We start from the raw sequence: 21,495 nt of genomic DNA, 5'->3' as shown, positions 1-21,495 counted from the left end.
GGGCCCCGGACCGCGATCGGTCCGGGGCCCCACGCACGGGTTCACACGGCTCAGCCGTTCTTGGCCGCTTCCGCGGTGTCGTTCTTCTCCAGAGTCGTGACGGCGGCCTCGGCGCTCTTGGACTCCGCGTCGCTCGTGGAGTCCGCGTCGGTCGTGGAATCCGTGTCGCTCTTGACTGCCGCGTCCTTCTTGGAATCCTCGGCGCTCCCGGGGCCGGCGTCGTCCTTGGCGGCCTCCACGCCCTCGGCGTCACCGGTCTTCGCCGCCTCAGCGGCCTCGGCCGCCTCCTCCGCGGCGCCCGGCTCCACGATCTCCTCGCGCCCCGGCCGCAGCTTCGCCGAGATCACGAAGTACGCCACGGCCAGCACGAAGACGATCAGCGCGGTCCACACGTTCAGGCGCAGGCCCAGGATGTGGTGGGCCTCGTCGACCCGCATGTACTCGATCCAGGCCCGCCCCGCGCAGTAGGCGGCGACGTACAGGGCGAACACCCGGCCGTGTCCGAGCTTGAAGCGGCGGTCCGCCCAGATCACCAGCAGGGCGGCACCGACGCACCACAGCGACTCGTAGAGGAACGTCGGGTGGTAGGTGCCGGCGACCCGGTTGGGGCCCTCACTGATCTCCAGCGCCCACGGCACGTCGGTCGCCTTGCCGTACAGCTCCTGGTTGAACCAGTTGCCCCAGCGGCCGCAGGCCTGGGCCAGGGCGAGGCCGGGGGCGAGCGCGTCGGCCCAGGCGGGCAGCGGGATCCCGCGGCGGCGGCAGCCGATCCAGGCGCCCACGGCACCGAGCGCGACCGCGCCCCAGATACCGAGGCCGCCCTGCCAGATCTTGAAGGCGTCGACCCAGTTCTCACCCTCGCTGAAGTACAGCTGGTAGTCGGTGATGACGTGGTAGAGCCGTCCGCCGACGAGGCCGAAGGGCACGGCCCAGACGGCGATGTCGGCAACGGTGCCGGATCTGCCTCCCCGGGCGACCCAGCGCTTGTTGCCGAACCAGACGGCGACGAAGACACCGATGATGATGCAGAACGCGTAGCCGCGGAGCGGGATCGGGCCGAGATTGATCACGCCGGTCGACGGGCTGGGAATGTAGGCAAGGTCCATGGCAAGGTCGACGCTACCTTGCCGGGTGGGGCGTACGGCAACCCACCCGACAACTTCTGGGTAACGGGCAGGTCATCGATTCCCCTTGCCGGACCCCGCCCGGAGGCCGGTCAGGAACCCGAGGGAGCGGGGGTGGCGTCGGCCGTCCCCGAGGGAACGGAGGTGGCCTTGCCAGTCCCCGAGGGAGCGGGGGTGGCGTCGGCCGTCCCCGAGGGAACGGAGGTGGCCTTGGCAGTCCCCGAGGGAACGGGGGTGGCCTTGCCAGTCCCCGAGGGAACGGGCTCGGCGCCCGCCGGCCCCGAGGGAGCAGGGGTGGCGCCGGCCGGTTTCTTGCTCTTGTTGGCCTCGGCCACCCACTTCTTCAGGTTCGCCACGGTGATCGGCTCGTTCCCCTTCCTCGGGAAGATCGATTCCCCGTTGAGCAGCACGGTCGGTGTGCCCTCGAATCCGCCGTTCTGGAACGCCGTGTTGGACTTCTTGACCCAGCTGTCGTGCGTGCCGTCGTTCACACAGCTGCGGAAATCGGAGGTGTCGAGCCCGGGGACCTTGCCCGACAGCTCGATCAGCTTGTCGTTGTCGCCGAAGCCGTCGACGGTCTCCTGCGGCTGGTTGCGGTAGAGCACGTCGTGGTAGGCGGGGAACTTGCCCACGTCCTGTGCGCAGGCCGCCGCGTTGGCCGCCCGCAGCGAGCCGGTGCCGCCGAGATTGCCGTCGATGATCGTGGCGAGGTGGTACTCGACCTTGATCTGTCCGCTGTTCTCCAGCTGGTGGATCGTGTCGCGGAAGGCGTTCTCGAACTGGGCGCAGACCGGGCAGCGGAAATCCTCCCAGATGGTGAGCGTGGACGGGGCTCCGTCCGCGCCGACCTGGATGGCCAGACTGTCCTTCCCGGTCGCGCCGGACGGTGCGACCGCGGGGCCCGACGCCTCGCCCTTGCCGCTCTTGCCACCCGAATTCGCGGCGATCACGCCGACGACGGCGGCCAGCGCCAGGACGCCCACCACCGCGCTGGTGACGATCAGCGTGCGCCTGCGGCGCTCGCTCGCCCGCTGGCGCTCACGCTGCTGTACGAGCCGGTCTCGCGCGGCCCTTTTTCCCTGTTCGTTCTTCTCGCTCACACCCGCAGCAACGAACCGGGGAGGCACGTGCGTGCCTCCCCGGTCCAGGTCCACCCGTTCGGGTTACACCCGATTCACCGCTTTCGAACGCCTTCGGCGAGTTCGCCCGCCAGGGAGCGGACGGCGGCCAGGCCGGCCGCCTCGTCGGGGGCGTCCAGAATGGCCTTGACGAAGGCGGAGCCGACGATCACCCCGTCGGCGAAGCCCGCGACCTCGGCGGCCTGCTCGGCGTTGGAGACGCCCAGGCCGACGCAGACCGGCAGCCGAGTGGTGGCGCGGGTGCGCAGGACCAGGTCGTGGGCCTGCTCGCCGACCGAGGCGCGGGTGCCGGTCACGCCCATCAGCGAGGCGGCGTAGACGAAGCCGGAGCCGGCCGCGGTGATGGTGGCGAGGCGCTCGTCCTTGCTGCTCGGCGCGACGACGAAGACGGTCGCCAGACCGTGCTTGTCGGCGTGCTCGCGCCACAGCTCGGACTCCTGGACCGGCAGGTCGGGCAGGATGCACCCGGCGCCGCCCGCCTCGGCGAGCTCGGCGGTGAAGCGCTCGACGCCGTACCGGTCGATCGGGTTCCAGTACGTCATGACGAGGATCGGGACGCCGGTCGCCTCGTGCGCCTCGCGGACGGTGCGCATCACGTCGGCGATCTTCACCCCGCCGCGCAGCGCGATGTCGTCGGCGGTCTGGATGACCGGCCCGTCGAGCACCGGGTCGCTGTGCGGCAGCCCCACCTCGACGATGTCGGCGCCGCCCGCCACGACCGCCTTCACGGCCTCGATCCCGCCGTCGACGGTCGGGAACCCGGCCGGGAGGTACGCGATGAGGGCGGCCCGGTTCTCCGCCTCGGCCTGCGCGAGGGCGGAACTCAGCAGCTCCACGTTGCCGCTCACTTGGTGACCTCCTCTTCCCCGTCGGCCACATCGGCCTCGACGACACCGTCGGCTCCGTCGTACAGCCCGAAGTAGCGGGCTGCCGTGTCCATGTCCTTGTCGCCGCGGCCGGACAGGTTGACCACGATCAGCCCGTCCTTGCCGAGCTCCTTGCCGACCTCCAGGGCTCCGGCCAGCGCGTGGGCGCTCTCGATGGCCGGGATGATCCCTTCGGTGCGGGAGAGCAGGCGCAGCGACTGCATGGCCGCGTCGTCGGTGACCGCACGGTACTCGCCGCGGCCGATGTCCTTGAGGTACGAGTGCTCCGGGCCGATGCCCGGGTAGTCCAGACCGGCCGAGATGGAGTACGGCTCGGTGATCTGGCCCTCGTCGTCCTGGAGGACGTAGCTGCGCGAGCCGTGCAGGATGCCGGGCTCGCCCGCGGTCAGGGTCGCCGCGTGCTCGCCGGTCTCCACACCGTGTCCGGCGGGCTCGCAGCCGATGAGCCGGACGTGCGCGTCCGGGATGAAGGCGTGGAAGAGCCCGATGGCGTTGGAACCGCCGCCGACGCAGGCGATGGCGGCGTCCGGCAGCCGGCCGGTGCGCTCCAGGATCTGGCGGCGGGCCTCGACGCCGATGACCCGGTGGAAGTCGCGGACCATGGCCGGGAAGGGGTGCGGCCCGGCGACGGTGCCGAAGAGGTAGTGCGTGCGGTCCACATTGGCGACCCAGTCGCGGAACGCCTCGTTGATGGCGTCCTTCAGGGTCCTGGAGCCGGACTTCACGGCGATGACCTCGGCGCCGAGCATCCGCATCCGCGCCACGTTCAGCGCCTGCCGCTCGGTGTCGATCTCGCCCATGTAGATGGTGCATTCGAGGCCGAAGAGCGCGCAGGCGGTCGCGGTGGCGACGCCGTGCTGGCCGGCGCCGGTCTCGGCGATGACCCGGGTCTTGCCCATGCGCCGGGTGAGCAGCGCCTGGCCCAGCACGTTGTTGATCTTGTGCGAGCCGGTGTGGTTGAGGTCCTCGCGCTTGAGGAAGACCCGGGCGCCGCCCGCGTGCTCGGCGAAGCGCGGGACCTCGGTCAGCGCGCTGGGCCGGCCGGTGTAGTTGACCATGAGCTCGTTGAGCTCGGCGGCGAAGGCCGGGTCGTGCTTGGCCTTGTCGTACTCGACGGCGACCTCGTCCACGGCGGCGACGAGCGCCTCCGGGATGAACTTGCCGCCGAACGCACCGAAGTACCCCTCGGCGCTGGGGATCAGACCCTCCGGGTCCGGAATGAAGAAGTCAGATGACATCCGACGTGCTCCTCGACATCGCAATGGGTGGATTCACCGTATGCGCCGTGAGCGGAGCGCCACCGCGACCGTCGATCGGTCGGGCGGTGCGGTCGTACGTACGACGGGAGTGGTGCGGGTACGTCGGCCGGGGCTCGCTACAGCGCGGTCCCCGTGCGCCATCGCATGCCGTTGACCTGGCCGGGCTCGTCGCCGATGACGTACCGCACCCGCCGGCCGTGCACCCGGCGCGCGGGGGCGCGGCAGCCGCGGGGGCGGCAGCCGCGCGTCAGGCGCGTGTGCGGGACCCGGGCCGTGGCTCCGGTGGGGCGCAGGCCCCTCCGGCGACGGGACGCGGGACGTTCGGCGGACACGGGTCGGGTCAGCTCCGTCCGTGCCGGAGGGCCGGGTGGGCGCCGGCGGCGACCAGGTCGGCGACGGCGGCCCGCGGGTCGCGGCCGGTGACCAGCGACTCGCCCACGAGCACCGCGTCGGCGCCCGCGTTGGCATACGCGATCAGGTCGTGCGGGCCCCGGACGCCGGACTCGGCGACCTTGACGATGTGGTCCGGGATCTCGGGGGCGACGCGCTCGAAGGTGGAGCGGTCGACCTTGAGGTCCTTCAGGTTGCGCGCGTTGACACCGATGATCTTCGCCCCGGCGTCCACGGCACGCTCCGCCTCCTCCTCGTCGTGCACCTCGACCAGCGGCGTCAGGCCGATGGACTCGGCGCGCTCGATGAGGGAGACGAGGGCCTCCTGGTCGAGGGCCGCGACGATCAGCAGGGCGAGGTCGGCACCGTAGGCGCGGGCCTCCCAGAGCTGGTAGGAGGTGACGATGAAGTCCTTGCGCAGGACCGGGATGTCGACCTTGGCGCGGACGGCCTCCAGGTCGGCGAGCGAACCGCCGAAGCGGCGCTCCTCGGTGAGGACCGAGATGACGGACGCGCCGCCCGCCTCGTAGTCCGCGGCGAGCGCGGCCGGGTCGGCGATCGCGGCCAGGGCCCCCTTGGAGGGGCTGGAGCGCTTGACCTCGCAGATGACGGTGACGCCCTCGCCGCGCAGGGCGGCGACTCCGTCCTTGGCCCCCGGAGCGCGCGCGGCGCGTTCCTTCAGCTCGTCGAGGCTGACACGCGCCTGCCGCTCCGCGAGGTCGGCGCGTACGCCGTCGATGATCTCGTCGAGCACACTCACGCGAGCGGCCCCCTTCCGGGACGGTGATGAGGTAAACAGCAGATCAGGATCAGCCATATCAATGCTATCCGCAGGTGGGCTTTCGGCCCGAATCCGGCCGGCGGATGTCCCACTACCTGGGCACTCAGGGCGCCAGGGCCGAACCGAACGGCAGGTTGCGTACCACCGAGAAGGCCAGCAGCACGGCCCCGATCCCCCACCAGACGACGGGCTTGGCCGCGATGCTCATGGGCCTGCCCCGCCAGGCGCGGACCGCCCAGAGGGCCCAGAGGACGGCGAAGAGCGCGTAGCCCGCCACCGCGAGGGCGTTGGAGCCGAGAGCGGCGGCGATGTCGCCGTGCGCGACGGCGTGGGCGCTGCGCAGCCCGCCGCAGCCCGGACAGTAGAGCCCGGTGAAGCGGAGCAGCGGGCAGACCGGGTAGTGGCCGGGCTGGTTGGGGTCGACGGCACCGACGTAGCCGAACGCCCCGACGACGACGGCCAGCACGCCCGCCGGCACGGCCAGCCGCCGCACGCGCGAGGCGGGTACGGGGGCCGGGGGGAAGACCGGCGGGTACGGGTGGCCGGGAGCGGGCCCGGAGGCCGGGGCCGGCACTGCGGCGGGGGTAGGCGATGCGTCCACCCGGTGATTGTCCCCGTTGACGCGGAAAGGCGCAGCCCGGGCCGGGCTGCGCCTTGTACGCGTACGGGTGCCGCGTGGTGTCAGGAGAGCTGGGCCTCAGCGGCGCGGGCCCGTGCCTGGGCCATCTCCGCGGACTCCTTCGGCATGCCCAGGCCCGCTGCCTTCATCGCGAGGCCGACGATGCCGCCGACGAAGACGACGACGATTCCGGCCCAGAAGCCGAGGGGGTTGGCCGCGACCATGAAGACGCCTGCGACGCAGAAGCCGATGAAGGAGATGATGACACCGGTCCAGGCGGCCGGGGTGTGTCCGTGGCTGCTGCCCGCCATGAGTTGCTCCTTGTTGGTGATGCGCTGTGGGTATCGCTGTACGCAAAGCTGGTGGCGCTGTTGGTGCCGCCGTGCTGAAAGCTCGACTTCATTGTCCCGTACGTGCGGGTAGGACGTGAGTTGGGGGTCACGTCTCGCGCGTCGGGTCCTCGCCGCGGTCCAGGGCCTTCCAGAGGTCCTCGGGCCGGTCCGGGTCGGGGGCGGCGCGGGGGGCCTTGCGGGGGCGGGGGGTGCCGTCCCGTTCGTACCGTCCCGACATGGTGGGCCAGCGCTTCCCGTAGCGCAGGGCGAGCAGCCCGGCGAGCAGGATCAGCAGGCCGCCGGCGGCGGTGACGTAGGGCCACGCGGTGTGGGTGAGCGCGTCGATGGTCGCCGAGGTGTCGCCGGTCGTCTGCGCCGCCTTCTCGTCGAGCGCCGCGCTGTCCGCGGCGCCGAGGCAGGCGCTCAGTCCGGCGCCGAGGCCGCTGAGGGCGAGGAGCCCGGCGACGAGCAGCCGGCCGGCCCCGCGGACCGCGAAGACGGCGACGAGGGCGGCCAGACCGACGATGGCGAGGGCCGCCGGGAGCCCGGTGACGTCCTGGCCGTCGGCGGTCAGGGGCAGCGCGCCGCCGCCGACGGACGCCTCGCCCTCGGCCCAGGTCTGGCCGGAGGCGAGCAGGACGACGGCGGCGCCCACCGCCCCGAGGAGCAGGCCGACGGCCAGGCTGCGGCGGCTTCCCGCGCCGCCGGACGCGGTGACGGCTCGGGCACGGGGCTGGGGTACGGGGACAGCACTCACATACCCCACTATCCCCTACCGCCTCAGCGGGTGCGGAGCCGGTTGGCCGTATGCACCGCGCGGAGCACCGCCGCGGCCTTGTTGCGGCATTCGGTGTCCTCGGCGACCGGGTCGGAGTCGGCGACGACGCCCGCTCCGGCCTGGACGTACGCGGTGCCGTCGCGGAGCAGGGCGGTGCGGATGGCGATGGCGGTGTCGGAGTCCCCGGCGAAGTCGAGGTAGCCGACGCAGCCTCCGTACAGTCCGCGGCGGGTCGGTTCGAGCTCCTCGATGATCTGCATCGCGCGGGGCTTGGGGGCGCCGGAGAGGGTGCCGGCGGGGAAGCAGGCGGTGAGGACGTCGAAGGCGGTGCGGCCCTCGGCGACCCGGCCGGTGACGGTGGAGACGATGTGCATCACGTGCGAGTACCGCTCGATCGACATGAAGTCGACGACCTCGACGGTGCCGGGTGCGCAGACCCGCCCCAGGTCGTTGCGGCCGAGGTCGACCAGCATCAGGTGCTCGGCGCGTTCCTTCGGGTCGGCGAGGAGCTCCTCGGCGAGCGCCTGGTCCTCCTGCGGGGTGGCGCCGCGGTGCCTGGTGCCGGCGATCGGGTGGACCATCGCGTGGCCGTCCTCGACCTTGACCAGGGCCTCCGGGCTGGATCCGGCGACGTCGAAGCCGTCGAACCGGAAGAGGTACATGTACGGCGACGGGTTGGTGGCGCGCAGCACCCGGTAGACGTCCAACGCGCTTGCCGTGCACGGGGTTTCGAAGCGCTGGGAGGGGACGACCTGGAAGGCCTCGCCGGCCCTGATGCGTTCCTTCACGTCCTCGACGGCGTCCTGGTACGCCGCGCCGCCCCACAGTGCGGTGTACTCGGGCAGCTCGGACGGCGGGAGGGCGGCCGGGATGTTCTCGACGGGGCGGGAGAGGTCCCGTTCCATGGCGTCCAGGCGTGCGACGGCGTCCGCGTACGCCTCGTCGACGCCGGTCGTCAGGTCGTTGTGGTTGATCGCGTTGGCGATCAGCAGGACGCTGCCGTCCCAGTGGTCGAGCACCGCCAGGTCGGAGGTGAGCAGCATCGTCAGTTCGGGGACGTGCAGGTCGTCCTCGGTGCTGTCGCCGATCTTCTCCAGGCGGCGCACGATGTCGTAGCCGAGGTAGCCGACCATGCCGCCGGTGAACGGGGGCAGTGCGTCGTCGACGACCACGTCGTGCGGGGTGTGCAGGGTCTCGATGGTGGCGCGCAGGGCCTGGAGCGGGTCGCCGTCGACGGGGACGCCGACAGGCGGGACGCCCAGCCAGTGGGCCTGTCCGTCGCGTGCGGTGAGGGTGGCGGCGCTGCGTACCCCGATGAAGGAGTAGCGCGACCAGGTGCGGCCGTTCTCCGCGGACTCCAGGAGGAAGGTGCCGGTGCGCTCGCCCGCGAGTTTGCGGTAGAGCCCGACCGGGGTGTCGCCGTCCGCGAGGAGCCTGCGGCTGACGGGGATGACGCGCCGGTCGACGGCGAGTTTGCGGAAGGTGTCGAGATCCATGGCGGCTGGCCCTTTACTGCGCGAGCGGGAGGACGTCGGCGTCGAAGCAGGTGCGGTCGCCGGTGTGGCAGGCGGCACCCGTCTGGTCGACCTTGACGAGGACGGTGTCGGCGTCGCAGTCCAGGGCGACGGACTTCACCCGCTGGATGTGGCCCGAGGTGTCGCCCTTGACCCAGTACTCCTGGCGGCTGCGGGACCAGTAGGTGCAGCGGCCGGTGGTGAGGGTGCGGTGCAGGGCCTCGTCGTCCATCCAGCCGAGCATCAGCACCTCGCCGGTGTCGTACTGCTGGGCGATGGCCGGGACGAGTCCGTCGGCACCCCGCTTGAGCCGGGCCGCGATGGCCGGGTCGAGGTTGCTGGACGGCGGCGGGGTGCTGGGCGTGGGCGCGCTGGTCATGCGCCCATTGTGCCGTGGCCTCGGCGGCGTTCCGGTGCGGCGTCCACTGGGCGGACCGGGTGCGTCGGTCGTACGCTGGCGACCATGTCGACCCATGCGAAGCGTGAACGACTTCTGCTCGCCGACCTGTTGGAGGCGGCGGGACCGGAGGCCCCGACCCTGTGCCACGGCTGGACGACCCGGGACCTGGCCGCCCATGTGGTGGTCCGGGAGCGCCGGCCGGACGCGGCGGGCGGGATCCTGCTGGGCGCGTTGAGGAACCGGCTCGAACGGGTGCAGGCCGAGTTCGCCGCGAAGCCGTACGAGGAGCTGATCCAGCTGATCCGTACGGGGCCGCCGAGATTCTCCCCGTACGCCGTGAAGCAGGTCGACGAGGCCGCCAACACCGTCGAGTTCTACATCCACGCGGAGGACGTCCGCCGGGCCCAGCCCGACTGGTCGCGGCGGGAGCTGGACCCGGTGTTCGCCGATGTGCTGTGGGCGCGCGCCGAGCGGACGGCCCGGATCCTGGGGCGCAGGTCCCCGGTGGGTCTGGTGCTGCGCCGTCCGGACGGCCGGACGGTGGTGGCGCACAAGGGGACCCCGGTGGTGACGGTGACCGGTGAGCCGGGCGAGCTGCTGCTCTTCGCGTTCGGGCGGCAGGACGCTGCGGTGGTGGGCCTGGAGGGCGACAAGGAGGCGGTGGACCGGCTGCACACGGCGGAGCTGGGGATGTAGGGCGTACGGGGGACGGGCTCAGCCCGGGAGTTCCGCGCGGCGCAGCCCGGCGATGGCCAGCCCTGTCACCGCTCCGAGGGCGCACACCGCGGCGCTGGCGACGAAGACCGGGCCGGTCCCCCACATCGCGACGGCGGCTCCCGTGACCGGGTAGCTGAGCGGGGCTATCGCGTGGGTGAACAGGGTCGAGACCGAGGTGACCCGGCCGAGGTAGGCGGGTTCGGTGACGGTCTGGACCAGGGCGCCCAGCAGGGAGCCGCCGAGGCCGGCGAAGAGCCCGACGCAGCAGGCCACGGCGACGGCGAGGGCCACCGAGGGCACGTACGCCAGGGAGCCGATGGCGACCGCGCCGAGCAGGACCGTCAGGCACATCACCAGCCCGGCACGCGGCACCCGGCCGCGCACGGCGAGCAGCAGCGCCGACGCACCCGCGCCGACCCCGAACGCGGCGATGACCCAGCCCATGCCGGAGGCGCCCCAGTCACGCTCCCGGGCGAGCATGATCATTCCGAGGTTGAGCGGCCCGACGAAGCCCAGTTCGCTGACGGCGACGACCAGCATCAGCGGTCCGAGCAGCGGGTGGCGGCGGATGTGGCGCAGCCCGTCGGCCAGGTCGTGCCAGGCGGTGCCGGAGCGTTCGGCGCCCTCCTGTCCGGGCAGCGGGCTGATCCGCAGCGACAGCAGCAGCGGCAGCGACACGGCGAAGAGGATTCCGGCGGCGGCGAAGGCGAGCGTCGGCCCGCCGAGGGCCACCGCGACGCCGCCGAGCGGGGCGCCGACGACATTGGCGGTACGGCCGGCCAGTCCGCGCATCCCCTGGACCCGGGCCAGCTCGCCGGCCGCGGTGATCCGGGGCGGCAGTGCGCCGACGGCGGGCAGGAAGAGGGCGTCGACCACGCCGAAGACGAGTGCGACGGCGATCAGCATCCACAGCGCGGGCGAGGTGAGCAGCAGCGCGCCGGCCAGGCCGAGGACGACCAGGCAGCGGGCGGCGTCGCTGCCGATGACGACCCGGCGCGGTCCGATCCGGTCGGCGAGCACTCCCCCGCCGAGCATCAGGGCGGCCCGGGGTATGGAGCCGACGGCGAGGACGAGGCCGGTCTGGCTGGGGCTGCCGGAACGCGCGGCGGCCCAGGAGAGCGCCATGTAGTAGACGCTGTCGCCGATCATCGAGGCGGTGTACGCGCCGAGCCAGCGCAGGACGTTGCCGTCGCGGTGGGCGGGGCGTTCGGTGGTCCGCGCGGGTGTTCCCGTGTCGGTGACGGTCATGGGTCGGCCTCCCGGGGCGGCGGGTCAGGGGCGGAACGGGAATGTGTACAGGTGCACGGCGACGTTCTCGCGGCCTTCCGTGTCCCCGGCCTCCTCGCGGGCGCGGCCGAGCTCCTCGTACCGGTTGATCAGCTCGTGCATCTCGCGGCTGAGCCCGGCGAGCTCCTCGGCGGTGAGCCGGGCCAGGTACTCGGAGCTGGAGGCGGCGCTGCGCCACTGGAGCGGCCAGCTCTGGGCCGAGTCGAGGTAGCGGCGGTACAGCTCGACGTGCTGGTCGAAGGAGAGCCGGCCGACGGCGGCGTGCGTGGCGGCCTTCTCGGGGGCGTCGGTGAAGTCCTCCTCGTGGAAGTTCAGCCCCTTCGAGGCGGGCTGCCACCAGCGTTCACGGGCGTCCGCGCCCTGCTGCTCGGCCTCCTCGATCAGGCCGTGGTCGGCGAGCTTGCGCAGGTGGTAGCTGACGAGCGAGACGGCCTCGTCGACCTGGTCGGCCAGTTGGGAGGCGGTGGCCTTGCGGGCGATGTAGAGCGCCCGGTACAGCCGCATCCGCAGGGGGTGCCCGAACGCCTTCAGGGTCTCCAGGTCCGAGACCCGGCGTGATTCCTTGCTTGCCATGCCCCGACCGTAGATGGAAAAGAAAACTTGCGCAATCTTTATTGCGCAATAAAAGCTGCGGGATCCGGGGGGGTGGAGTGGAGGCGGTGGAAAAGCCCGACGCCGGGCGGGGCCGAGGAATCGGCTCCGCCCGGCGTCGGGCTCGGTGAGTGCTGCGGGGTCAGCGGACCGGGTGTCCGGCCTCCCTGAGCGCGTCCTTGACCTCGGAGATCCGCAGATCGCCGAAGTGGAAGACGGAGGCGGCGAGCACCGCGTCGGCGCCCGCCTCGATGGCGGGCGCGAAGTCGGCGAGCCGGCCGGCGCCGCCGGAGGCGATGACGGGGACGGTCACGTGCTTGCGTACCGCCGTGATCATCTCGGTGTCGTAGCCGTCCTTGGTGCCGTCCGCATCCATCGAGTTGAGCAGGATCTCGCCCGCGCCCAGCTCGGCGGCGCGGTGCGCCCATTCGACGGCGTCGATGCCGGTGCCCTTGCGGCCGCCGTGCGTGGTGACCTCGAAGGTGCCGGCGGGGGTGCGCCGGGCGTCCACGGAGAGCACCAGGACCTGGCGGCCGAAGCGCTCGGCGATCTCCCGGATGAGGTCGGGGCGGGCGATGGCGGCGGTGTTGACGCCGACCTTGTCCGCCCCGGCGCGCAGCAGCTTGTCGACGTCGTCGGCGGTGCGGACGCCGCCGCCGACCGTGAGCGGGATGAAGACCTGCTCGGCGGTGCGGCGCACCACGTCGTAGGTCGTCTCCCGGTCGCCGCTGGAGGCGGTGATGTCCAGGAAGGTCAGCTCGTCGGCGCCCTCGGCGTCGTACAGCTTCGCCATCTCGACGGGGTCGCCCGCGTCGCGCAGGTTCTGGAAGTTGACGCCCTTGACGACCCGGCCGTTGTCGACGTCCAGGCAGGGGATGACACGTACCGCGAGGCTCATCGCGCACCTGCCCGGTAGGCCTCGACCTCGACCTCGACGACCAGGCTCGGGTCCACGAAACCGGACACGATGATCATCGAGGCGGCGGGGCGCACGTCGTCGAAGAGCTCCTTGTGGGCGCGGCCCACCTCGTCCACGTCCCGGGCGTGCGTGATGTACATCCGGGTACGGACGACGTCCTCGCGGCCCAGGCCGAACTGCTTCAGCGCGTCGAAGGCGATCCGGAAGGAGGTGACGGCCTGCTCGTACGGGCCGCCCGCGGAGATCTGGCCGTTCTCCACCGCGGTGCAGCCGGCCACCAGGACGAGCCCGTTGGGCAGTTCCACCGCGCGGGAGTAGCCGAACTTGTCCTCCCACGGGCCGCCGGAGGAGACGCGGTTGACGGAGTCGCTCATCCGGAGACCACCTGCAGTGCCTCTTCGAGGGTGAACGCCTTCGCGTACAGCGCCTTGCCGACGATCGCGCCCTCGACGCCGTCCGGGACGAGCGAGGCGATGGCCCGCAGGTCGTCCAGCGAGGAGACGCCGCCGGAGGCGACGACGGGCTTGTCGGTGGCGGCGCAGACGTTCTTCAGGAGCTCCAGGTTGGGGCCCTGGAGCGTGCCGTCCTTGGCGATGTCGGTGACGACGTAGCGGGCGCAGCCCTCGGAGTCGAGGCGGGCGAGCGTCTCGTAGAGGTCGCCGCCGTCGCGGGTCCAGCCGCGGCCGCGCAGCGTGGTGCCGCGGACGTCGAGGCCGACGGCGATCTGGTCGCCGTGCTCGGCGATGACCTTGGCGACCCATTCCGGGGTCTCCAGGGCGGCGGTGCCGAGGTTGACCCGGCGGCAGCCGGTGGCGAGGGCGGCGGCGAGCGAGGCGTCGTCGCGGATGCCGCCGGAGAGCTCGACCTTGATGTCCATGGCGCCGGCCACCTCGGCGATCAGCGCCCGGTTGTCCCCGGTGCCGAAGGCGGCGTCCAGGTCGACCAGGTGCAGCCACTCGGCCCCGGCGCGCTGCCAGGCGAGGGCGGCCTCCAGCGGGGAACCGTAGGAGGTCTCGGAGCCGGACTCGCCATGGACGAGGCGGACGGCCTGGCCGTCGCGGACGTCGACGGCGGGGAGCAGTTCAAGCTTCGGCATCAGAGTGTCTCGATCCAGTTGGTCAGCAGCTGGGCGCCGGCATCGCCGGACTTCTCGGGGTGGAACTGGGTGGCCCACAGGGCGCCGTTCTCCACGGCGGCGACGAACGGCTCGCCGTGGGTGGCCCAGGTGACCCGGGGGGCGCGGATCTTGGGGTTGGTGACCTCCAGGCTCCAGTCGTGCACCGCGTAGGAGTGCACGAAGTAGAACCGGGCCTCGGCGTCGAGACCGGCGAAGAGCTGGGAGTCCTCGGGGGCCCGCACGGTGTTCCAGCCCATGTGCGGGACGACGGGGGCCTTCAGCGGGGCGACGGTGCCGGGCCATTCGTCCAGGCCCTCCGTCTCCACGCCGTGCTCGATGCCGCGCTCGAAGAGGATCTGCATCCCGACGCAGATGCCCATGACGGGGCGGCCGCCGGAGAGCCTGCGGCCGATGATCCATTCGCCGCGGGCCTTCTTCAGGCCCTCCATGCAGGCGGAGAACGCGCCGACGCCGGGCACCAGCAGCCCGTCGGCGTTCATCGCCCTGTCGAAGTCGCGGGTGATCTCGACGTCCGCGCCGACGTGGGCCAGGGCCCGCTCGGCGGAACGGACGTTGCCGAAGCCGTAGTCGAAGACGACGACCTTCTTGTTGTCGCTCACAGCTCGTTCCCTCAGTCCCAGAGTCCCTGGATCCGCAGAATGCCTGCCACCAGGCACATCACGGAGGCGAGCGAGAGCAGGACGATGACGCCCTTGGGCATGCCCTGCTTCGCGAAGGAGTAGACGCCGCCGGCCAGGAAGAGGCCGACGACGATCAGGATGGTGTTGAGGCCGGTCACAGTGCGCCCTTCGTGGAGGGGAGTATCCCGGCGGCGCGCGGGTCGTGTTCGCTGGCGTAGCGCAGGGCGCGGGCGAGCGCCTTGAACTGGCACTCGACGATGTGGTGGGCGTTGCGCCCGTACGGCACGTGGACGTGCAGGGCGATCTGCGCCTGCGCGACGAAGGACTCCAGGATGTGCCGGGTCATCGTCGTGTCGTACGCGCCGATCATCGGCGCCATGTTCTCCGGCTCGGTGTGCACCAGGTAGGGGCGGCCGGACAGGTCGACGGTGACCTGGGCGAGCGACTCGTCCAGCGGGACGGTGCAGTTGCCGAAGCGGTAGATGCCGACCTTGTCGCCGAGCGCCTGCTTGAACGCGGCGCCGAGGGCGAGGGCGGTGTCCTCGATGGTGTGGTGCGAGTCGATGTGCAGATCGCCGTCGGTCTTGACCGTGAGGTCGAAGAGGCCGTGCCTGCCGAGCTGGTCGAGCATGTGGTCGTAGAAACCGACCCCGGTCGACACATCGACCTTGCCGGTGCCGTCGAGGTTGATCTCGACGAGTACCGAGGTCTCCTTGGTGGTGCGTTCGACTCTTCCTACGCGGGCCGCGCGAGTCATGCGTCGTGCTCCTTCTTCAGTTCGCGTACCGCATCGAGGAACGCGTCGTTCTCTGCCGGGGTGCCCGCGGAGACCCGCAGCCATCCCGGTACGCCGTTGTCCCGGACCAGGACGCCCCGGTCGAGGATCCGCTGCCAGGCGGTGTGGCTGTCGGCGAAGCGGCCGAACTGGACGAAGTTGGCGTCCGAGTCGGTGACGTCGTAGCCGAGGGCGCGCAGCTCGGTGACGATCCGGTCGCGCTCGTCCTTGAGCTGCGCGACGTATCCGAGCAGCGTATCGGTGTGCTCCAGGGCGGCGAGCGCGGTGGCCTGGGTGACGGAGGACAGGTGGTACGGCAGCCTCACCAGCTGGACCGCGTCGACCACGGCCGGGTCGGCGGCGAGGTAGCCCAGGCGCAGCCCGGCGGCGCCGAACGCCTTCGACATGGTGCGCGACAGGACCATGTTCGGCCGGCCCTCGATCAGCGGGAGCAGCGAGGCGTGGTGGCTGAACTCGCCGTACGCCTCGTCGACCACGACCATCGACGGCCCGGCCGCCTGGGCGGCGTCGTACAGCGCGAGCACGGTCTGCGCGTCGACGGCGGTGCCGGTGGGGTTGTTGGGCGAGGTGATGAAGACGACGTCGGGGCGGTGCTCGGCGATGGCCTCGCGGGCGGCCTCGACGTCGATGGTGAAGTCCTCGTTGCGCGGTCCGGAGATCCAGCCGGTGCCGGTGCCGCGGGCGATGAGGGCGTGCATGGAGTACGAGGGCTCGAAGCCGATCGCGGTGCGGCCGGGGCCGCCGAAGGTCTGGAGGAGCTGCTGGAGCACCTCGTTGGAGCCGTTGGCCGCCCAGACGTTGGCGAGGGAGACCTCGTGCCGGGCGGTGCGGGTGAGGTAGCGGGCCAGTTCGGTACGGAGCTCGACGGCGTCCCGGTCGGGGTAGCGGTTGAGGTCGCGGGCGGCCTCGCGGACCCGCTCGGCGATCCGGTCGACGAGCGCCTCGGGCAGCGGGTAGGGGTTCTCGTTGGTGTTCAGCCGCACGGGTACGTCGAGCTGCGGCGCCCCGTAGGGGGACTTGCCGCGCAGTTCGTCCCGGATCGGGAGGTCGTCGATGCGGGTGGTCTTGCGGGGGGTGTCGCCGTTCGTCACTGCTGCGGGACCTTCCAGCCGAACCTGGCCTTGAGCGCGGCGCCGTGGGCGGGGAGGTCCTCCGCCTCGGCGAGGGTCACGACGTGGTGGGTGACCTCGGCGAGCGCGTCGCGCGTGTAGTCGACGATGTGGATGCCGCGCAGGAAGGACTGCACGGAGAGGCCCGAGGAGTGGCAGGCGCAGCCGCCGGTGGGCAGGACGTGGTTGGAGCCGGCGCAGTAGTCGCCGAGCGAGACCGGGGACCACGGGCCGACGAAGATCGCGCCGGCGTTGCGGACCCGTTCGGCGAGGGCGGCGGCGTCGGCGGTCTGGATCTCCAGGTGCTCGGCGGCGTACGCGTCGACGACCTTGAGGCCGTCCTCCAGGTCGTCGACCAGGACGATCGCGGACTGGCGGCCGGCGAGTGCGGGCTCGATCCGGTCGGTGACGTGCTTGGTCGCGGCGATCTGGGGCTTCAGCTCGGCCTCGGTGGCCGCGGCCAGCTCCGCGGAGTCGGTGACCAGGACGGCGGCGGCCATCGGGTCGTGCTCGGCCTGGCTGATCAGGTCGGCGGCGACGTGCACCGGGTCGGCGGTGGAGTCGGCGAGGATCGCGATCTCGGTGGGGCCCGCCTCCGCGTCGATGCCGATGCGGCCCTTGAGGAGGCGCTTGGCGGCGGCGACGTAGATGTTGCCGGGGCCGGTGACGAGGTTCACCGGAAGACATTCGGCCGTTCCGTACGCGAACATCGCGATGGCCTGGGCGCCGCCCGCCGCGTACACCTCGTCGATGCCGAGCAGGGCGCAGGCGGCGAGGATCGTGGGGTGCGGCAGGCCGTCGAAGTCCTTCTGCGGCGGGGAGGCGACGGCGATGCCCTCGACGCCCGCCTCCTGGGCCGGTACGACGTTCATGACCACGGACGACGGGTAGACGGAGCGGCCGCCCGGCACGTACAGCCCGACGCGCTCGACCGGCACCCACTTCTCGGTGACGGTGCCGCCGGGGACGACCTGGGTGGTGTGCGTGGTGCGGCGCTGCTCGCGGTGGACGAGGCGGGCGCGGCGGATCGACTCCTCCAGGGCGGCCCGCACGGCCGGGTCGAGCCGCTCGACGGCCCCGGCGATCGCCGCGGCCGGGACCCGGATCGAGTCGAGCCGTACGCCGTCGAATTTCTCCCCCCACTCGATCACTGCCGCGGAGCCACGATGGCGTACGTCCTCGCAGATGGGCCGCACCGTCTCCAGGGCGGCTTCCACGTCGAACTCGGCACGGGGCAGCAGGTCGCGCAGGGCTCCACCCTCGGGGAGGGCATCGCCGCGCAGATCGATTCGAGAGATCACACCGCAATTCTCGCAGACCGGCTCCGGCGTCCGGTCGCCCGTATCACTGGCTGATACATGTCCCGGACGTCACTGCTGACCAATAGCGTTCACGTCGTCACCCAGAGGGAAGAACAGCTCCGAGCGGAAGGGGCACCCGTGACCGAACCGCACGACGGCGATTTTCCGGACGGTCTGAGCGCGGCCGAGCTGGGTATGTGGCAGGCCTTCCGGAACGGCAGCACCTACGATCTGCGCGCCCGCGATCCCGCGCGCGACGATCCGTTCGCCCCGCGTGTCTGGGGGCCGGAGCGCAGTGTGGACGGGCGCGTCGTCGCCCGGCTGCTGCTGTCCGGGCCGCCGCCGCGGCCGGGACGGGTGGCCGCGCTGAAGCTCCGGGGCGTGCGGATCACCGGCACGCTCGATCTCGCGGGCGGGCGCGTCGCGCCGTACGTCGAGATGACCGGCTGCCGCTTCGAGAACGAGGTGGTGCTGCCGGAGTGCCACTTCACGACGTTGCGGATCGTCGGCTGCGCGATGCCGCGGCTGGAGGCGGCCCGGCTGCGCACCGAGGGCGATCTGCATCTGCCGCGCTGCCGGATCCCGCGCGGGATCCGGCTCACCGACGCCCAGATCGGCACCGATCTGCTGATCAACCAGATCGAGATCGGCCCGGACCGGGGCGGGCGGGCGCTGGCCGGTGACGGGCTGGCGGTCGCCCAGGACCTCCAGGCGGAGCTGATCGAGGCGCGCGGCGAGCTGAGTCTGCGCGGGGCGAAGGTGGGCGGTTCGCTGAGCCTGCGCGGCAGCAGGCTGCGCGGCAGGGAGGGGCGGCGCGCGCTGAACGCCCCTCAGCTGACCGTGGAGCGGACGCTGTACATGAGCGAGGCGTGGGTGAGCGTCGACACCGGGATCCAGGGCACCACTCCCCCGTACGGCATCGTCATGGCGTCGACCCCGGCGAACGGCACCCGTGCGCAGGGCTTCGAGTGCCGCGGCGGGGTGCGCCTGGACGACGGGCGGTTCGGTGACGCGGTCGATCTGCACAAGGCGCGGTTCGTGCTGGCCCGGCACGAGGAGCTGTCGCTGCGCCGGATCGTCACCCCGGAGCTGCGGTTCAACGCGGAGCGGTCGGAGGAGGGCCGGGTCGTGCTGAACGGCGCGAAGGTCGTCACGCTGATCGACGTGTCGACCAGCTGGCCGGGGCCCGGAGGGCTGGCGATGGGCGGTTTCGTGTACGAGAACCTCGTCCCGTACGGGCACTTCCCGCTCTCCCGGCGCCTGGAGTGGGTGGCGGCGGCGACCCCGGAGTACGTCCCCGAGCCGTACGAGCGGCTCGCGACGGTGCTGCGCAACTGCGGGGAGGACGCGGACGCCCGGGAGGTGCTGCTGGCCAAGCAGCGGCGGCGGCGCGAGACGCTGCCGCTCGCCGGGAAGCTCTGGGGCTACCTCCAGGACTGGACGGTGGCGTACGGCTACCGGCCGGGGCGGGCCGCGCTGTGGATGGCGCTGCTGTGGGCGGCGGGGGCGATGGCCTTCGCCCAGCACGTCCCGGCGGCGATCAAGCAGGACGAGCATCCGCAGTGGAACCCGGCGCTGTACGCGCTGGATCTGCTGATCCCGGTGATCAATCTGGGCCAGGACGGCTACTGGCGGATGGAGGGCAGCTGGCAGTGGGCGGCGGCCGTGCTCGTACTGCTGGGCTGGATATTGGCCACGACCGTGGCGGCGGGCGCCTCGCGGCTACTGCGGCGGGGCTGACGGGATCCGGCCACCGACGGCCGGACGACGGCCCGGACGGCCGCTGGCGGCCCATCGCGCCGAGCGGCCGTCCGACGCCCGTGGGCCGTGGTCGAACGGGAGCCCGAGCAGCGTCCGAAGGGCCGCACACCATCAGCCGGACCAGCGGGAACAAGCCAGATTTCGAACTTTCCTTTACTTCTTCTTGACCCGGTCCGATACAACCCATTCACTCGGCACCAAAGCTTCACAGCGAGCCTCTGGCGCCGCCCCGACCAGGGCTTTTCAATGGTCTGCACCATGCCAATCCTTCGTGCTCTGCTCCGCGCCGCGCGCGCGGTCCGGCTCCCGTCGCAAGGGCCCGCCGGACTGCCCGCGGACGACGAGGTGCTGCTCGACGCCCCCGACGAGCGGCTCTCCCCGGCACTCGTCGCCGCCGCCCTCGGGGAGTACGGACCGGCCGCGAAACTCCTCGCCACCACCCGGGACGGCGCCGAGTGGGAGAACCGCGACCGCTACCTCGGACGGCTCGTCACCTTCGCCCGCAGCCGCGACGGCTGGCTGACCGACTGGCTCGCCGCCTCCCCGCACGACCCGGACGCGCTGCTCGTCAAGGCAGAGCTGGCGGTCCGCCGGGCCTGGGAGTCGCCCGCCCGCGCCGAGCAGCTGCGCGAGGTGGGGCCGCTGATCTCGGCGGCGGCCGAGAGCGATCCGCGCGACCCGGTGCCCTGGCGCCTGGCGCTCGACCACGCCCGCGGCACCCACGCCACGCACACCATGTTCGAGGCGCTGTGGGAGCAGGCGATCCAGCGCTCCTCGCACCACTACGGCTGCCATGTCGCGGCGCTGCGGTACCTCTCCGCGGCCTGGTACGGCTCGCACCGCGAGTGCTTCGACTTCGCCGAGCGGGCCGCCGAGGACTCGCTGCCCAGTTCGCTGGTGCAGGCGCTGCCGCTGCGGGCGGCCTTCGCCCTGCTGATCGAGGGGCCCGGCGCCCGGACCACCTCGGTGCAGGAGGAGCGGATCGACGCGGCGGCCGATCTGGCCATCGAGCTGTCCGCCTCGTTCGAGCCGGGCGACCCGTGGCCCGCCGAGGTCCGCAATCTGCTGGCGTTCGTACTGGTCGGCCGGGGGCGCTGGGACGAGGCCCTGGAACAGTTCCGGCTGATCGGACCCCATGCGGCGTCGTTCCCGTGGTCGTCGGTCGCCGACGATCCGCTCGGCCGGTTCCTGGAGGCGCGGGACGACACACGGCTCCGGGCGGCCTGCGCGGCACCGATCCCGGGACGGGCCGACCGGGGCCGGCCCCGCGGCCATTACGCTTGACCGTTGTGACCACCGCTCGCCTGCCTCTGTTCCCGCTGAACGCGGTGCTGTTCCCCGGCCTCGTGCTGCCGCTGAACGTCTTCGAGGAGCGTTATCGCGCCATGATGCGCGAGCTCCTGAAGACCGACGAGGACGAACCCCGCCGGTTCGCCGTGGTCGCGATCCGCGACGGCCGCGAGACCGCCCCCACGGGCGCCGGCATGCCGGACGCGGTGAACGTCCCCGCCGAGCGCGGCCCCGCCGACGGCTTCGGCCCCGACCCGGTCCAGACCTTCCACCGGGTCGGCTGCATCGCCGACGCGGCGAAGATCCGGGAACGGCCGGACGGCAGCTTCGAGGTCCTGGCCACCGGCACCACCCGGGTCAAGCTGCTCTCCGTGGAGGCGAGCGGCCCCTTCCTGACGGCCGAACTCGAAGAGCTGGACGAGGAGACCGGCGAGGAGGCGGGGGCGCTCGCCGAGGGCGTACTGAGAGCCTTCCGCAGCTACCAGAAGCGGCTGGCCGGGGCGAGCGAACGGTCGCTGACGACCGGCGCGGACCTGCCCGACGACCCCTCCGTCGTCTCGTACCTCGTCGCTGCGGCGGCCGTACTGGACGTCCCGACCAGGCAACGGCTGCTCCAGGCGCCCGACACCGCGACCCGGCTGCGCGAGGAACTGACGCTGCTGCGCTCCGAGACCGCCGTCATCCGGCATCTCCCGTCCCTGCCCGCGGTGGATCTGACCCGCGCCCCGACCCACCCCAACTGA

25 protein-coding genes are annotated in these 21,495 nt (G+C 72.2%); 4 read left to right on the top strand and 21 right to left on the bottom strand.

Going from position 1 to position 21,495, the window contains the following annotated elements:
- Positions 1-50: 50 nt before the first annotated feature.
- The 11 genes from lgt to hisI all read right to left on the bottom strand — a co-directional run bounded on the left by lgt (position 51) and on the right by hisI (position 9,202).
- A complete protein-coding gene (gene lgt / locus ACFYY1_RS04720; protein WP_388580770.1) occupies positions 51-1,106 on the bottom strand; it encodes a prolipoprotein diacylglyceryl transferase in 1,056 nt (351 codons plus the stop codon).
- A 110-nt stretch (positions 1,107-1,216) separates the two neighbouring features.
- Entirely contained in the window at positions 1,217-2,224 is a 1,008-nt protein-coding gene (locus tag ACFYY1_RS04715; RefSeq protein WP_388580767.1) for a thioredoxin domain-containing protein, read from the bottom strand.
- Positions 2,225-2,298: 74 nt separating this feature from the next.
- Complete coding sequence (gene trpA, locus ACFYY1_RS04710) at positions 2,299-3,111, bottom strand: tryptophan synthase subunit alpha (protein WP_388580765.1); 813 nt, start codon at positions 3,109-3,111, stop codon at positions 2,299-2,301.
- Complete coding sequence (trpB, locus tag ACFYY1_RS04705; RefSeq protein WP_388580762.1) at positions 3,108-4,388, bottom strand: tryptophan synthase subunit beta; 1,281 nt, start codon at positions 4,386-4,388, stop codon at positions 3,108-3,110. Before trpB ends, trpA begins: the two co-directional genes overlap by 4 nt.
- A gap of 137 nt (positions 4,389-4,525) precedes the next feature.
- The gene (gene trpM / locus ACFYY1_RS04700) at positions 4,526-4,741 is read right to left on the bottom strand and encodes a tryptophan biosynthesis modulator TrpM (protein WP_388580759.1); all 216 of its coding nucleotides are present in this window, start codon (positions 4,739-4,741) and stop codon (positions 4,526-4,528) included.
- Between the two features lie 8 nt (positions 4,742-4,749).
- Positions 4,750-5,559, bottom strand: a complete 810-nt coding sequence (gene trpC / locus ACFYY1_RS04695) for an indole-3-glycerol phosphate synthase TrpC (protein WP_388580756.1) — start codon at positions 5,557-5,559, stop codon at positions 4,750-4,752.
- Positions 5,560-5,683: 124 nt separating this feature from the next.
- A complete protein-coding gene (locus ACFYY1_RS04690) occupies positions 5,684-6,181 on the bottom strand; it encodes a DUF2752 domain-containing protein (protein WP_388580753.1) in 498 nt (165 codons plus the stop codon).
- 80 nt (positions 6,182-6,261) lie between these two features.
- Positions 6,262-6,510: an HGxxPAAW family protein gene (locus ACFYY1_RS04685; RefSeq protein ID WP_388580751.1), complete on the bottom strand. Its 249-nt coding sequence runs from the start codon at positions 6,508-6,510 to the stop codon at positions 6,262-6,264.
- Positions 6,511-6,637: 127 nt separating this feature from the next.
- The gene (locus ACFYY1_RS04680) at positions 6,638-7,297 is read right to left on the bottom strand and encodes a TIGR02234 family membrane protein (RefSeq protein WP_388580748.1); all 660 of its coding nucleotides are present in this window, start codon (positions 7,295-7,297) and stop codon (positions 6,638-6,640) included.
- A 14-nt stretch (positions 7,298-7,311) separates the two neighbouring features.
- Entirely contained in the window at positions 7,312-8,805 is a 1,494-nt protein-coding gene (locus ACFYY1_RS04675; protein ID WP_388580745.1) for an anthranilate synthase component I, read from the bottom strand.
- Positions 8,806-8,818: 13 nt separating this feature from the next.
- Entirely contained in the window at positions 8,819-9,202 is a 384-nt protein-coding gene (gene hisI / locus ACFYY1_RS04670; protein WP_351257662.1) for a phosphoribosyl-AMP cyclohydrolase, read from the bottom strand.
- An 84-nt stretch (positions 9,203-9,286) separates the two neighbouring features.
- Here hisI and ACFYY1_RS04665 point away from each other — a divergent pair, with 84 nt between their 5' ends.
- Complete coding sequence (locus ACFYY1_RS04665; protein WP_388580742.1) at positions 9,287-9,919, top strand: TIGR03085 family metal-binding protein; 633 nt, start codon at positions 9,287-9,289, stop codon at positions 9,917-9,919.
- Between the two features lie 18 nt (positions 9,920-9,937).
- Here the strand turns inward: ACFYY1_RS04665 and ACFYY1_RS04660 are convergent, their stop codons facing one another.
- The 10 genes from ACFYY1_RS04660 to hisD all read right to left on the bottom strand — a co-directional run bounded on the left by ACFYY1_RS04660 (position 9,938) and on the right by hisD (position 17,701).
- Positions 9,938-11,188: an MFS transporter gene (locus ACFYY1_RS04660; RefSeq protein WP_388580739.1), complete on the bottom strand. Its 1,251-nt coding sequence runs from the start codon at positions 11,186-11,188 to the stop codon at positions 9,938-9,940.
- Positions 11,189-11,212: 24 nt separating this feature from the next.
- A complete protein-coding gene (locus tag ACFYY1_RS04655; protein ID WP_388580736.1) occupies positions 11,213-11,800 on the bottom strand; it encodes a winged helix-turn-helix domain-containing protein in 588 nt (195 codons plus the stop codon).
- A gap of 160 nt (positions 11,801-11,960) precedes the next feature.
- Positions 11,961-12,716: an imidazole glycerol phosphate synthase subunit HisF gene (hisF, locus tag ACFYY1_RS04650; RefSeq protein WP_266494637.1), complete on the bottom strand. Its 756-nt coding sequence runs from the start codon at positions 12,714-12,716 to the stop codon at positions 11,961-11,963.
- Positions 12,713-13,111: a RidA family protein gene (locus tag ACFYY1_RS04645; protein WP_388580733.1), complete on the bottom strand. Its 399-nt coding sequence runs from the start codon at positions 13,109-13,111 to the stop codon at positions 12,713-12,715. Before ACFYY1_RS04645 ends, hisF begins: the two co-directional genes overlap by 4 nt.
- Positions 13,108-13,833, bottom strand: coding sequence for a bifunctional 1-(5-phosphoribosyl)-5-((5-phosphoribosylamino)methylideneamino)imidazole-4-carboxamide isomerase/phosphoribosylanthranilate isomerase PriA (gene priA, locus ACFYY1_RS04640; protein ID WP_266736675.1), 726 nt, complete (start codon positions 13,831-13,833; stop codon positions 13,108-13,110). The genes ACFYY1_RS04645 and priA overlap by 4 nt, the downstream gene beginning before the upstream one ends.
- Positions 13,833-14,474 (bottom strand): imidazole glycerol phosphate synthase subunit HisH, encoded by a 642-nt coding sequence (gene hisH / locus ACFYY1_RS04635; protein ID WP_376632414.1) that lies wholly within the window; start codon positions 14,472-14,474, stop codon positions 13,833-13,835. The genes priA and hisH overlap by 1 nt, the downstream gene beginning before the upstream one ends.
- An 11-nt stretch (positions 14,475-14,485) precedes the next feature.
- Positions 14,486-14,653, bottom strand: a complete 168-nt coding sequence (locus ACFYY1_RS04630; protein WP_164493121.1) for a hypothetical protein — start codon at positions 14,651-14,653, stop codon at positions 14,486-14,488.
- Positions 14,650-15,252, bottom strand: a complete 603-nt coding sequence (gene hisB / locus ACFYY1_RS04625; protein ID WP_376318218.1) for an imidazoleglycerol-phosphate dehydratase HisB — start codon at positions 15,250-15,252, stop codon at positions 14,650-14,652. Before hisB ends, ACFYY1_RS04630 begins: the two co-directional genes overlap by 4 nt.
- The gene (locus ACFYY1_RS04620) at positions 15,249-16,382 is read right to left on the bottom strand and encodes a histidinol-phosphate transaminase (protein ID WP_388580727.1); all 1,134 of its coding nucleotides are present in this window, start codon (positions 16,380-16,382) and stop codon (positions 15,249-15,251) included. Before ACFYY1_RS04620 ends, hisB begins: the two co-directional genes overlap by 4 nt.
- Positions 16,379-17,701: a histidinol dehydrogenase gene (hisD, locus tag ACFYY1_RS04615; protein WP_388580724.1), complete on the bottom strand. Its 1,323-nt coding sequence runs from the start codon at positions 17,699-17,701 to the stop codon at positions 16,379-16,381. Before hisD ends, ACFYY1_RS04620 begins: the two co-directional genes overlap by 4 nt.
- Positions 17,702-17,839: 138 nt before the next feature.
- Here hisD and ACFYY1_RS04610 point away from each other — a divergent pair, with 138 nt between their 5' ends.
- The 3 genes from ACFYY1_RS04610 (at position 17,840) to ACFYY1_RS04600 (ending at position 21,495) form a co-directional block, all read left to right on the top strand.
- Positions 17,840-19,441 carry an oxidoreductase gene (locus tag ACFYY1_RS04610; RefSeq protein WP_388580721.1) on the top strand — a complete coding sequence of 534 codons (1,602 nt, stop codon included), beginning with the start codon at positions 17,840-17,842 and terminating at the stop codon, positions 19,439-19,441.
- A 267-nt stretch (positions 19,442-19,708) separates the two neighbouring features.
- Positions 19,709-20,746: a hypothetical protein gene (locus ACFYY1_RS04605; RefSeq protein WP_388580719.1), complete on the top strand. Its 1,038-nt coding sequence runs from the start codon at positions 19,709-19,711 to the stop codon at positions 20,744-20,746.
- A gap of 5 nt (positions 20,747-20,751) precedes the next feature.
- Positions 20,752-21,495: an LON peptidase substrate-binding domain-containing protein gene (locus tag ACFYY1_RS04600; RefSeq protein WP_266736688.1), complete on the top strand. Its 744-nt coding sequence runs from the start codon at positions 20,752-20,754 to the stop codon at positions 21,493-21,495.

Origin of the sequence: Streptomyces sp. NPDC001890 (assembly GCF_042891445.1) — a bacterium.
GTDB lineage: Bacteria > Actinomycetota > Actinomycetes > Streptomycetales > Streptomycetaceae > Streptomyces.
This window is presented reverse-complemented; position numbering and strand designations above follow the sequence as displayed.